This is a genomic window from Pirellulaceae bacterium (genome assembly GCA_029243025.1).
GTDB lineage: Bacteria > Planctomycetota > Planctomycetia > Pirellulales > Pirellulaceae.
In genome coordinates this window covers 239576-252495 of record JAQWSU010000002.1, presented here as the reverse complement: position 1 = coordinate 252495, position 12920 = coordinate 239576, and the positions used below count along the sequence as shown (strand labels likewise).

Annotated in this window: 8 protein-coding genes; 4 read left to right on the top strand and 4 right to left on the bottom strand. The window is 53.4% G+C overall.

Annotation, left to right across the window (positions count from 1 at the left end; genetic code table 11):
* Window positions 1-322: 322 nt before the first annotated feature.
* The 3 genes from P8N76_01175 to P8N76_01165 all read left to right on the top strand — a co-directional run bounded on the left by P8N76_01175 (window position 323) and on the right by P8N76_01165 (window position 3979).
* Complete coding sequence (locus P8N76_01175; GenBank protein MDG2380263.1) at window positions 323-862, top strand: hypothetical protein; 540 nt, start codon at window positions 323-325, stop codon at window positions 860-862.
* A gap of 54 nt (window positions 863-916) precedes the next feature.
* Window positions 917-2017 carry an SLBB domain-containing protein gene (locus tag P8N76_01170; GenBank protein MDG2380262.1) on the top strand — a complete coding sequence of 367 codons (1101 nt, stop codon included), beginning with the start codon at window positions 917-919 and terminating at the stop codon, window positions 2015-2017.
* Window positions 2018-2092: 75 nt separating this feature from the next.
* Window positions 2093-3979: a nucleoside-diphosphate sugar epimerase/dehydratase gene (locus P8N76_01165; GenBank protein ID MDG2380261.1), complete on the top strand. Its 1887-nt coding sequence runs from the start codon at window positions 2093-2095 to the stop codon at window positions 3977-3979.
* A 91-nt stretch (window positions 3980-4070) separates the two neighbouring features.
* Here the strand turns inward: P8N76_01165 and P8N76_01160 are convergent, their stop codons facing one another.
* From P8N76_01160 to P8N76_01145, 4 genes are all read right to left on the bottom strand, one after another.
* A complete protein-coding gene (locus tag P8N76_01160) occupies window positions 4071-6401 on the bottom strand; it encodes a HEAT repeat domain-containing protein (protein ID MDG2380260.1) in 2331 nt (776 codons plus the stop codon).
* A gap of 94 nt (window positions 6402-6495) precedes the next feature.
* On the bottom strand, window positions 6496-7833 hold the full coding sequence (locus tag P8N76_01155) for a DUF1552 domain-containing protein (protein MDG2380259.1): 1338 nt from the start codon (window positions 7831-7833) through the stop codon (window positions 6496-6498).
* On the bottom strand, window positions 7830-9731 hold the full coding sequence (locus P8N76_01150) for a DUF1592 domain-containing protein (protein ID MDG2380258.1): 1902 nt from the start codon (window positions 9729-9731) through the stop codon (window positions 7830-7832). Before P8N76_01150 ends, P8N76_01155 begins: the two co-directional genes overlap by 4 nt.
* Window positions 9732-10004: 273 nt before the next feature.
* Window positions 10005-10790 (bottom strand): ThuA domain-containing protein, encoded by a 786-nt coding sequence (locus tag P8N76_01145; GenBank protein MDG2380257.1) that lies wholly within the window; start codon window positions 10788-10790, stop codon window positions 10005-10007.
* 157 nt (window positions 10791-10947) lie between these two features.
* Between P8N76_01145 and selB the strand changes: the two genes are divergently transcribed.
* The gene (selB, locus tag P8N76_01140; protein ID MDG2380256.1) at window positions 10948-12879 is read left to right on the top strand and encodes a selenocysteine-specific translation elongation factor; all 1932 of its coding nucleotides are present in this window, start codon (window positions 10948-10950) and stop codon (window positions 12877-12879) included.
* Window positions 12880-12920: the final 41 nt, after the last annotated feature.

Below are 12920 nucleotides of genomic sequence, written 5' to 3'. Positions count from 1 at the left end.
TGCGGATTTTAATTCCAGCGACTACGGTCACTTCTATTTCGTAGATCGCAATGACGATTAAAGTCCATTCAAGATTGTCCTTTCGTCTCCGCTTCAGAGCGTAATTCGTTGAGGGTCTTGGAAACATTGGATCTGAGGCGCAACCGGCAGCGAGCATTTGACTGTCCCCATAACGTCCGACCAACCAACGCTCAAAAGCAGATAACGATCGATGACTACCGACCACGACACCATTGTCGCAAAAACGTGCCCAAGGCCAGTCGAGGGTAACGGAATGCGAAATTGGTCTACGGAACCGTACAGATTTCAACAGGGAGTTTTCATGTTACGCGCATTACAACGGGCACGCACATGTGCCATCGGTTTCGCCTTGTTCAGCTTGATTCTCCCGACACACGTCGTGGCGCAGGCTCCGAAGGCCCCCGCCAAACGTCCCCAGGTGCATGACATTCAATTGAATGCTCAGGGCAAACTTCGAGTCGTCGTCGTTGATGGTCAGGGCCAGCGGATCCCCCAGAGCCAAATCAAATTGACGCGTGATGATTTTTCAGCATCACCCCAGTCAACCCTCGGAGTTACCAACAACCGCGGGGAACACACATTCCAGAAACTGGCCGGTGGAATCTATCGCCTGGAAACGGATCAGGGGATCTGCATGTGTCGATTGTGGACAAAAGCGGCAGCTCCTCCGTCGGCTTCACAAAGCCTCTTGATCGTGAACGACACACGCATCGCACGTGGCCAGCGGCCTATTCGAGAAATATTTCGATCCGACCCGATCCTGATGACCGCTCTTGTCGCCGCCGCCATTGCCATTCCACTGGCAATACACCAATCGAAAGACAAGTCTTCCGGCAGCTAATTTCGTTGGGCCTAAAATGCCAAGCTCGTCCTTGTGAATCACGAAGTAGCCAAAATGGTACACCCCGGTAACACCACGAATTTACCTCTTTGCCACCTAAGAACGGGAGTCCTCTGCATTGCCTTGTTGCTGGGACTCGGATGCCGTTCTGGCGTGGACTATCAAGGCGCATCACTTCCCGAGTACCTCAGAAGCTCTCCAGAGCTCAATACTGCCGCAGTCGACCTGACAGCGATTGCAAGTCATTCGATCAACGAAGACTTGATTTACCCCGGCGATGTGTTGAATGTGCAAGTTTCAACAGGAATTGAAGAGACTGAGCCCACCACATGGACGTTACGTGTAAGCGACCGGGGTGAGATTGACATCCCATTAGTTGGTTCGGCCCAGCTCACCGGATTTACCTTGGCCGCTTCAGAACAAGTGATTCGCCAACTGAGCATCGACCGGGAAATCTATCGCCACCCACACGTTTCGGTACTGATGAAGCAACGTCGTATGATTCGGGTCCGCGTTGTAGGAGCCGTGAAAGAACCTGGTGTCTACGAATTGCCGGCGGCGGGCAGTGATCTCCTCGCCGCGATCGTCGCAGCGGGCGGGTTGAACGACGACGCAGGAACAATGGTCGAACTTCGACACCCAAATGGCATGCGGCAACTTTCCAACAACGCCCGTTATGAAGGCGTCATATTGGCGTCTTTTGAGCAGGCTCCTGAGATTCCCCAGCGGATCACCCAGATCGACCTGACGGAATCTTCACAAGAGGGAGTCGACCTGCATGTGGAAGACGGCAGCATCGTCATGGTGACCGAACGCCCCAACCATTCGATCAGCGTTATCGGCTTGGTCAAACGTCCCGACTATTACGAATTGCCGAAGGACGAAACCCTGCGAGTACTCGACGCTATCGCACTCGCTGGGGGTCGCACGGTTTCGATTGCAGACAAAGTTCGCGTGATTCGCAGCATCGAAGGAGAAACGGATCCCATCGTCATTGAAGTATCGGTCAAAGCGGCAAAAACCAACGGCAAGGAGAATCTGGTTCTTGCTTCAGGAGATACCATCACTGTTGAAGAAACACCATCGACGTTCGTGGTTGAGACAGTAAGAAGCTTTGTCCGATTCGGCTTTTCGAGCGCTGTTCCAGGTTTTTAGTCCTTGCTAACATTTCAATTTAAAGAGAGCGTTGCACATTTCAGCTCCTGCCGCGAGAAGGTTGAAAGCTTACGCATGATTAGTCTTTTCCAGCGCCTCAAAAAGAGCATCCAAAAACACCACGCAATCGCCTACATGATTGCCTCGATACCGCTCATCGCGATAATTCAGATCGCATCCTATTGGTTACGATTTGAGGGAAACATTGATGACTTCACGGCGTCCCACATTCAACGAACGCTCATTTGGGTTATTCTGATCAAGGTGGCGATCTTCAGCAGATTTGGAATCTACCAAGGCTGGAATCGTTTTCTAACATTCCATGATTTGATCACGCTTTCCCAAGCAACAATCGCAAGCTCTCTGGTATTGGTGCTGACAGCATTCCTATTCATCCCGGATGTCGTAATTCCGCGAAGCGTATTCTTACTCGACTCATTTGGAACGGTCGCGGTATTCGGCTGTCTGCGTTCAACAGCGCGATTCATGGAAGAATATCGCCCGTCGTTGAGATCTGATAATTCAGGAATCCGCGCCTTCATTATTGGCGCCAACGACTCGGGAGAGGCGTTACTCCGAGCCATTCGACGAAACCATAACATTCGCTACGATATTGTCGGCTTTCTGGCAGGCCAAAGTCACGCTCTCCCTTCGCGAATCAGTGGCATTCCCGTCTTGGGAAACGTTGACCAGCTTGACCGTTTAGCGGCCCGGCACGCCGTTCGAGAAATCCTCATCACAGCCGGTGAGTTCTCCGGTAAAGACGTTCGGAAAATCGTTGAAAAAGGTCGTTCTGTCGGCGTCGAAGTCAAGGTTCTGCCTAGCTTCGAACAACTGCTCCACGGACATGTCGACTTACGTCCTCGAACCGTTTCAATACAAGACCTGCTGCGCCGCGATCCCGTTCAACTGGACATCCGAGGTCTTCACCAATGGCTCGACAACAAAGTTCTCTGGGTGACGGGAGCTGCGGGCAGCATCGGCTCCGAGATCTGCCGCCAGTTGCTCCAATTCGAGCCTCGTAAGCTCATCCTAATTGACCGTAGTGAGAACGGACTGTTTTTCCTCGAGCATGAGTTGAGAAAACTTGCACCCGATATTGATCTGCAATTTTGCATCGCTGATGCAGGTGATCAAGCTCGCATGGAGCAACTCTGCTTAAGAGAGCGACCGGATATCATCTTTCATGCAGCCGCCTACAAACATGTACCCTTGATGGAAGCCAATCCGTGCGAAGCGATCAAAAACATCGTGCTCGCCACACGCAACTTGGCCGATCTCGCAGACCGCTTCAAAGTCGGCTCATTCGTGATGATTTCGACCGACAAGGCAGTCAATCCAACCAGCGTGATGGGTGCTTGCAAACGAGTTGCTGAAATCTACGTGCAATCATTGGCGACGTCCTCGCAATGCAACTTCGTCACCGTCCGCTTTGGTAACGTACTCGATTCAGCTGGCAGTGTTGTGCCAATCTTCCGAGAACAGATCGCTCAAGGTGGTCCGGTCACAGTGACCCATCCTCAGATGAAACGTTACTTCATGACGATCCCGGAAGCGTCACAATTGGTTATCCAAGCCGGCGCGATGGGGCAGGGCGGTGAGATCTTCGTACTCGACATGGGAGAACCGGTCCGAATCGTTGACCTGGCTCATGAGATGATCAATCTTTCGGGACTTGAAATCGATCGCGATATCGAAATTCAATTTTCCGGAATTCGCCCGGGCGAAAAATTATTCGAAGAACTTCATATCAGCGGTGAAAACCACCTCCCAACCGTCCATCCCAAAATCATGATCGCCGAATCAACTCCCACTCAATACGCGGAGATCAGCAATTCAATCCTCCAAATGAGTCAAACGGCTCATCGGGGTAACACGGGTGTGGTAGCCCAACTCTCAGAAGCTGTTCCTCAATACCGCCAAAATGAAACATCGGCTCCGAAACTGGCGCGTGCCGCTTGAGCACCCAACTAGCGGAAGTTCCCACGGCCTGCAGCTTGGATCAGTGCCCCCATCATCGAATTGGTCGCGAGATAGCGCAGAGAAGGGAAACTTAGGCTGCTGCGGGATCAGGAATCTCACGAATATCGCGAATCGCCCGACGCAGGTATTCACGACTACGTCCCTCTAACTTCTTCAGCAGCTCTTCCAAAACAGGCAAGGCACTTTTCGCAGCGGGGCCCGTTTTTCGCAACAAGTGCAACGCATAATAACGCACACGACGACCGCTACCTTGATCCTTCAGAATCTCAATCAACATGGGCACGGTTTCCGCAGAAGCCGCATCGATTTGCCGAAGGGCATCCGAGGCCAAATCCTGATCATCATCATCGTCACTCCGCAACAGAACGAGCAGTTCAGGTACAGCAGCTTCGGCCTGATCACCCAAGCTTCCCAACTGATCAGCTGCCTTACGTCGCACTGACCATTGCTTATCCCGCAATCCTTCGACAAGGATCGGGACTAATTGTTCCGTTTCGTCAACGACTTGAGTGAGTGCGACTAACGTTGCCGCGCGTACAGACTCATCTGGATGCTGAAGCTGTGATTGCAAGCCAGAAACCGACGCCTTGGCCGACTCACCGATCTGCCCCAAAGTCTCGATTGTGGCGAGCCGTTTGGGAAAATACTGATTCTCAAGCTGCAACGTCAACTCGGGAACCGCATCCGTCGCTTGCTTACCGATTTGGCCAAGCGAGCGAATGGCCTGCAGGCTGACCTCCTGGTCACTGTCTTTCAGAGTTTCGATTAAATGAGGAACAGCTTGTTTTACCTTCGCCTGCCCCAGCGTTGCGACGACTGACCGCCGAACACTCGGGTTTTGATCCCCAACTGCTGCGATCAAAGCATCACGGGCGGGTGGGGGTAATGGCTTTAAGGAACCAAGGGCTTCAGCCGCCCCGACTCTTACTTGATCATGATCATCCGCTAGAGCGGCGATCAGCGGTTGAACAAGCCGTTCCGAGTCGACTCCGATGGCAACCAAGGCGAGTAAACAGGCAGCTCGTACGAGAGGATCGGGGTCATCCACCCGTTTAACCAAAGCGGCTTCGGTCGATTGGGCGTCCTCGCCAAAAACTTCCAAGGCCTGGCAGGCCGCTGCTCGGACTTCGGCTACTGGATCATCCAAGCGGACAGCGATTTTGTCGATCAGGTTGGAGTTTTGCTCGGAAATCTGCGTCATCGCCAAGATGGCCAAAACACGATGCTTCGCGTGCTCGCTGGTGAGCTCCGCTTCCAGCTGCTGTCTCGCCCGTGGGCCCATCCGACCGATGATCTCAGCAGCTTGTCCCAACGCAATTTTTTCATTTGCGGCATATTCAACGAGAGGAGCGACAGCCGTCGGTCCAATTCGACTGACAGCGTCGGCCGCCTTGGATTGCTCGTTCGCAACCAGCTGATTTAGCAAGGCCGGCACCGCATCGGCAGCCGAGCCGCCAAAAGCACCCAACGCGTAGGCAGCTTTGGAAGCCGTCTCGGAATCGCCCTCCAACAGTTTAATCAGGGCTGGAATGGTACGATCAGACCGCTGTCGCAATCGCAACACGGACGAAATAGCAGTGCGTTTTACGCTTTCATCTTTATCGGAAAGGGCCACCGTCACGAACTCAATCGTTTGAGGATCGTCATCTGCGAGGCTCGCCAGGGCGTCCAAAGCAGCTGCACGAATCGACGAAGCTTCGTGTGTCAAATTGGAAATCACGACCTCTTTTGCCGGAGCGGCAACTGGCCCCATCGAAGCCAAGGCGGACAAGGCAAGCTTGCGTGCCGTTTGTTCGGAATCCTGACAGACGATCACCAGCGACGCCAACGACAAATCCTTCAACTTGCCTAATGTTTCGGTTGCCGCCAGAGCAACTTGCTCATCCGAGTCCACCAACAATTTGATCAAATCATCGACAGCCGGATCTGCCGCCTGCCCCATCCAACCAATCGACCGGGCCGCGACCTCCCGTCGACGTGAACTCGAGTCGGTCAACAATTGTCGCAGCTCAGCTAGTCTCGGTGCACCGACGCATCCCAACGCATGGGAAATGCGATACTGACGCTGTGGGTTTGCCTTATCAATCTGAGCAATCAAAATCGGAACGGCATCCGACGCATCAGATCCAATCGTCGCCAACGCTTGTACCGCCCCCGACCAGACCTGGACATCTCCATCTTGTAACGTTTCCAACAAGGCCGGAACGGCCAGTTTGGCACCTTTGCCAAGGGAAATCAGACTGTGTGTCGCGTCACGACGCGTCTCGACGTCGGAGCTTTTCAGATCTTCGACCAACCCAGTCACAGAAGCGGGTTCATCGGCCGCTGTCAGATCGGGCACCCTGACGAACGAAACCAGCAAAAACGCCAGAGCGACCAGAATCGAGCCACGAAATGACATGGGTATCAAATCTCTTTTCGGTACGCCCCAAAGATATCTCACTCGATCAATTCATCCGAGATGGAGCGAAGCTTTGAAGTCTTAAGTTGCCAGGTTAACTGAGGTAAGGCAGTCTTGCGGTACTGTCACCAAGCCGCGGGACTGAAACACCCATTCGATCCAACATGGACAAGTACAGATTGTTCAGCGGTGTTTCTACGTCGTACACCACATGACGTCCTGTCTCGACGGTTCCACCACCACGTCCAGCAACCAACACCGGTAGATTTTCATTATTGTGGCGATTGCCATCACTCAAACCACTGCCATAGACAATCAAGCAGCTGTCAAGTAGCGAGCCGTCTCCCTCAGGAATCGACTTCATTCGCTCCAAAACGTAGGCAAATTGCTGCAGGTGATATTGATTGATTCGTCGGATTTTCTCGAGTTTTTCGCCGTTTCCACCGTGATGCGAAAGATCGTGATGGCCATCGGGAACTCCGATTTCTCGGTAGCTTCGATTACTGCCCGCGTTCGCAAACATACAGGTGCTGACACGAGTCAAATCGGCCTGAAAAGCAAGCACCATCATGTCACTCATCAACCGCACATGCTCAGCGTAATCGTCCGGTATTCCAGCTGGTTTTTCAAAATCGACCTCATAGCGTTGTGTGTCCTGCTCACTCGCTTCGATTCGCCGTTCGATTTCGCGGACACCGGCCGTGTACTGATCCAATTTAATTTGGTCAGATCGTCCCAAACGATTCTGCAATCGGCGAGCATCATCGCGAACGTAATCCAACAAACTTTTTCGCAATTGCTGCCGCTCGGTCTGAGCTTGATGATCTTTGGCTTGGTCACCGCCAAACAGCCTTTCGAAGACAAGCCTGGGGTCGATCTCTTTGGCCATCGGCGTAGTCGCTGAAGACCAGGAGATATTGTGGGAATAGGCGCAACTGTAACCCGAGTCGCAATTGCCCGAATTCCGGGATCGATCACAACCGAGTTCCAAGGAGGGAAACCGAGTCGCCTTGCCCACCGCTTGAGCAGCGACTTGATCGACCGAAATGCCAACTCGAATATTTCCAGCTGATGTCTTTCGTGGTTGGGCACCGGTCAGGAACGTCGAAGCGGATCGCGCGTGATCACCAGCCCCATCACCATTTGCCCGACCCTTGTCTTGAGTTAAGCCCGTAAGCACATTGACATCGTTCTTCACGCGATGCAAAGGCTCTAAGATTGAAGGCAGGTCGTAATCGTAACCAGTTTTTTGCGGAGTCCACTCCGCTAAATTGACCCCATTCGGCACAAAGAAGAATCCGATGCGGCGGGGCGGCGCTGAGGCGGTGGTCGCCCCCAACGCTCCGATGGGTAGCATGGCATCAAGTAACGGCAGGGATACGGATGCTCCGATACCTCGCAACACCGTCCGTCGAGAGATCGAATGCCTCATTTGACTCCTCCTCGAAAGCCCCTGAGACGGAACGGTTCGCTGTTCACAATTCCCAGGACCAATGCTGAAAAACGATAATCGTTTTGCTGCAAATTTTCCACGATGTCATCCACGGCACAGCGGTCATAAGATTCTAAACCACGACCGAGCGCATAGGTAAGCATTTTTTCGGCCAGAGAGCGAGTGAACTGCGGCTTTTGGCTTGTCTTTAACAATTGGCGCAGTTGCTGGGGCCCGTTAAAACCCAGATCACCCGGAAGTTCTCCGGATGCGTCAATCGTGAATCGTCCATCCTTCTCTCGCCAACTTCCGATCCCGTCAAAATTCTCAAAACCAAATCCCAGTGCGTCCATTTTACGATGACAAACGGCACACGATGGATCCTCACGATGCTGCTCCATGCGCTCTCGCAGCGACCCCAACAGTTCGGCATCGCCTTCCTCCGACAGTTCTTCGACCCCCGGCGGTGGCGGTGGCGGTGGCGCACCAAGCAGATTCTCCAGGATCCACTTTCCGCGTTTGACCGGCGAGGTTCGTGTCGGATTTGAAGTGAGCGTGAGCACACTGGCATGAGTGAGAATGCCTCCACGGCGAGCGTCCGTCAGTTTGACCTCTCGAAATTCATCCCCCTCCACCGCGTCCAAACCGTAATGGCGAGCAAGTCGCTCGTTCAGGTAGGTATAGTCCGCATCAATCAGCTCGAGAACACTGCGATCTTTGGCCATCAGTGCGGCAAAAAACAGCTCAGTTTCACGCCGCATGGCCGTCCGCAATGATTCATCGAAATCGGGATACTTCTCCGGATCTGGGGCAACCTTCGCCAGGGTTCGCAACTCCAACCACTGCCCAGCGAAATTCTCGACCAAGGCTTGTGCCTTGCCGTCGTCCAACATTCGACGAACTTGCGTTTCTAAGACCGCCGATTCCTGTAGCCGGCCTTCACGCGCCAAGCCGGTAAGCTGCTCATCCGGCATCGAACTCCATAAAAAATAGGAGAGTCGCGTTGCGAATTCATAATCATTGAGCGCCCGCAACTGGTCGGTTGAATCAGGATTGTTGTCGAACTCGATTCGAAAAAGAAAGTGAGGAGAAGCCAGAATGGCTTGCAAAGGAAGATCGAAGCTCGCCACATAATCGGCTCCCGCTGTCGATCGAAGCTCGATCAACTTCATCAAACGATCCAACTCGTCCTGCTGGATGGGTCGACGAAACGCTCGGCTCGCAAACTGACGCAACACCTCTTTCGCATTTGCCTTGCGATCACGCGCCGGGTCTGACCAGCGATGGATGACTGCTTGGCAAGCGGTCGGATCGGACAAGAGACGCGTCACGATTTCTTCTGCCGCAGCGAGATATTTTTCCAGCAACAAAGATGGGAGCGACATCACTTGGGAAATGTTGTCAAAACCGTTACCCACGTTGTCCGCTGGAAAATCTGCGGCCGGTTTGAAATCCAAACCCACCAGATCACGAATCGTGTTGTCATATTCGGCCCGGTTGAGTCGCCTGACCGTGACTCGTCCCGGTTGGCTGATTTTGCTGCAATCGATCGAATTCAAGGCGGACTCCAGCCAGCCAAGCAATTGCTTCGTTTCCTCAGGACTCGGCTGAGGTTCGTTATCAGGTGGCATTTCCCCCGAGCGAACCACTTCCTCGATCCGAGCCCAAACGGCATGATTTTCGGCCACATCAACCGCAGTCCGATCGTAGCTGGCAAGATTCAGTTCGGCCTCAGGTTCGTCGCCGCTGTGACAACCGTGGCAGTAGGTACTCAAGACGGGTCGGACGTGCTCCGCAAAGCGCTGATCGAGACCTGACTTGACATCCGTGTCGGACCACGCGACCTGTCCGGCGCAAAAGCATCCCACGGCAGTGATCAACGCAGCGATGGCACGCATGCTATCTCGTCTCCGAGTGCAGTCGACAAATTCGGTCTGGAGGGAAAGAGCCGGGGGATTCACGAGAAAAGACGTCCGTCAGGCGGGTAAGTCACCCCGTCTCCACGTCATCTCTCTACTCCTGCGGTGGGGTGATTCATTGTAGCAGATCGGTCCGAGATTAGCATCCCAAACTCAGCCTGAGGCGGAAATCGGAAATCCGCTGGAAAACGAACCGTGTCAAAATCCCAGTCCGCTCCGAGAACTCGGTTTCCGACGACGAGATCCGGGAATTTATTGCCGTTTATGCAACGAAGGATCGCTCACATCACTCGATGGGAGCGGCTCCAGCGCCTCCGGAATATGACGACCATCTCCAAAGTAGCTGGCCCCGCGCGGGGCTGCCCAGGAAACGCCGTTGGACAAAATCCGCTGAACGATCGGCTGATGGTAAATGGGAAAAGTTTCGTGTCCTGGCCGAAAATAAAAAATCCGCCCCTTGCCGCGCCGAAAAGTCATGCCAGATCGGAAAACCTCCCCTCCGGCGAACCAACTGATCAAAATCAGTTCGTCGGGAGTCGGAATATCGAAATATTCTCCGTACATTTCGGCGTTTGGGAGCTCAAAAGACTCGCCCTCAATTCCGTCGACAATTTCATGGGCCGGATTGACGATCCATAATCGCTCTCGTTCACCCGCATCCCGCCAGCGGAGCATGCAGCTGGTTCCCATTAATTTCACGAAGATTTTCGAGAGGTGGGCCGAGTGCAGCGGAATTAAGCCCATCCCGTTAAGCACCCGTTGATGAACTCGATCAACAATCTCATCGGCAACCTGATCATGGGCCGCATGCCCCCACCATAGAAGCACATCCGTTTGATCCAACAGCGTTTCCGTCAGACCGTGCTCTGGCTGTTGTAGCGTGGCTGTCTTGACAACAACCGAGCTATCAAGCTGCTGTTCCAGACCCGTCTTAATCGCAGTATGGATGCCTTCTGGGTAAATCGCGCGAACTCGTTCATGTTCCTGCTCATGGACAAATTCATTCCAAACGGTAACTCGAAGCGGATTTGGTTGCATGAGATAGTTCCTTCGGATCGGATGAAGATCCCTAGTTTTATTACGTCTGGCCGTCAGCTTCAATGGAGCCATCAGCTCTAAAACTCCAGTTTCAAAGTCGCCTCCGGTTCCCAAACGGGGCCGTTCCCCATCGACCGATCTGGAGTAGAATTGCGTCATGATTACAGACCTCATACTCGGAACGGCCGGTCACATCGACCACGGCAAAACGTCATTGATCAAATCATTGACCGGTGTCGATACCGACCGACTCCCGGAAGAAAAGAAACGTGGCATCACGATTGAGCTTGGTTTCGCCGAACTTGAATTGGACGATTTCCGCCTGGGTATCGTTGATGTACCGGGCCATGAAAAGTTTGTTCGACAGATGCTGGCCGGCGCCACCGGGATGGACATCGCCGTTCTGGTCATCGCCGCCGACGACTCCGTAAAACCCCAGACACGCGAACATTTCGAAGTGCTTCGAATGCTGGATCTGTCAGCAGGATTGATTGTACTCACCAAATGCGATCTGGCTGATCCGGACTGGATCGAACTCGTTGAACAGGAGGCACGCGAGCTTGTCGAAGATTCGTTTCTTGCAGAAGCCCCCATCATCCGTACCAGTTCAGCGACGGGGCAGGGCATTCCGGAATTGAAGGCGGCCCTCTTAGAAGCTGCAAACCACGTCGCACAAAATAGGCAACAATCAATCAGCGAACCCTTCCGCATGGCAATTGATCGTGCCTTTACGATCGCAGGACACGGCACCGTTGTCACCGGCAGTGTGTCCAGCGGTCAAGCCAATGTGGGCGATCAAATGATGATCGAGCCAAACTCCATTGAAGTACGAATTCGCGGCCTGCATAATCACGATCGTGTTGTCGACTCGGTGCATCGAGGCCAACGAGCCGCTATCAATTTAGCAGGGATTCATCACGACCAGGTGATGCGAGGACAAGAATTGGCATCCGCAGGCCATTTGATCGCGAGCCGCCTCATCACGGTCCGTTTGGATATCCTTCAGTCCGCCGTACGTCCTCTTAAGAATCGTGCCCGCATTCGCCTTCACATCGGCACAGCGGAGGTTCTTGCTACCGTTTCATTGCTCGATGCCGAGCTCGTAACGCCAGGTGAAACCACCTTTGCACAATTGTTCCTGAGTGAACCGGTGGTCTCAACCTGGAATCAGCCGTTTGTATTGCGCAGCGAGTCACCCATCATGACCATTGCCGGCGGACGCGTCGTCGTTCCCGTCGCTGCTAAAATCCGACGCGCGAATCAGAGTACTCTTCAATACCTGCAAGATTTAACTGACAAAGATGCTTTGCGGCGCGCATCGGCGGCAATCTACTTCTCGGGTTCGTCGTTCGCGAGCCCCCTCGAGCTGGCTCGAACAGCTGGCATCCCAAACGGCGAGACTGTTTTCCAACAGTTAATCGACGATAAACTTGTGGTCCCCCTTCATCGCACGGGACATAAAAAAATCTATTTTCATTCACAACTGCTCGACGAAGCGGGTGGACGCATCCGTGCAGCACTGGAGCGAAGGCACGACCTGGAGCCACTCAAAAGTGTGTTCGATCGCACGAGTCTTGCCGCACAGTTCAATTATCTCGGGCCGGCCTCCGTTTTTGACGCGATTCTCGAGCGACTGAATCGAACGAAACAAGTTCGCTTGACAGCCAACGGAGTCGGATTGGCCGCACGAGGCCCCAGTCTCTCCAAAGGCGAGCAAGAACTGCTGAAGCAATTGATCCAACGCTATCTCAAAGCCGGCTTCCAACCCCCCACGGTCAAAGAGTGCCAAAAAGAGTCTGTCAAGAATCAACAATCCGTTCCGCAACTCATCAGTCTTGCGGCGACGGACGGGGATCTGATCGAAATTGGTGACAAACTTTACCTTCACTGCGAGGTCGAGCAACAGCTCCGCGATACCCTCTCCGATGCTCTTGGAGAAGGAGTAGGGATGACATTGAGCGAAATCCGAGAACTCCTGAAGACAACGAGAAAATATGCCGTGCCGATCTGCGAATACTTGGATAGAACCGGATTTACCGACCGGGATGGCGATCTTCGCCGTCTGAACAAGCGACAAGCTACTATTTAAGCAAGACCCTTGGTGCCCCATCGGCTGTTTTTCAGCGAAAG

What these genes read in the sequence shown, in the direction of transcription:
- P8N76_01175 (MDG2380263.1), top strand. Translation starts at nt 323, where the DNA reads ATGTTACGCGCATTACAACGGGCACGCACATGTGCCATCGGTTTCGCC.
- P8N76_01170 (MDG2380262.1), top strand. Translation starts at nt 917, where the DNA reads ATGGTACACCCCGGTAACACCACGAATTTACCTCTTTGCCACCTAAGA.
- P8N76_01165 (MDG2380261.1), top strand. Translation starts at nt 2,093, where the DNA reads ATGATTAGTCTTTTCCAGCGCCTCAAAAAGAGCATCCAAAAACACCAC.
- P8N76_01160 (MDG2380260.1), bottom strand. Translation starts at nt 6,401, where the DNA reads ATGTCATTTCGTGGCTCGATTCTGGTCGCTCTGGCGTTTTTGCTGGTT.
- P8N76_01155 (MDG2380259.1), bottom strand. Translation starts at nt 7,833, where the DNA reads ATGAGGCATTCGATCTCTCGACGGACGGTGTTGCGAGGTATCGGAGCA.
- P8N76_01150 (MDG2380258.1), bottom strand. Translation starts at nt 9,731, where the DNA reads ATGCGTGCCATCGCTGCGTTGATCACTGCCGTGGGATGCTTTTGCGCC.
- P8N76_01145 (MDG2380257.1), bottom strand. Translation starts at nt 10,790, where the DNA reads ATGCAACCAAATCCGCTTCGAGTTACCGTTTGGAATGAATTTGTCCAT.
- selB (MDG2380256.1), top strand. Translation starts at nt 10,948, where the DNA reads ATGATTACAGACCTCATACTCGGAACGGCCGGTCACATCGACCACGGC.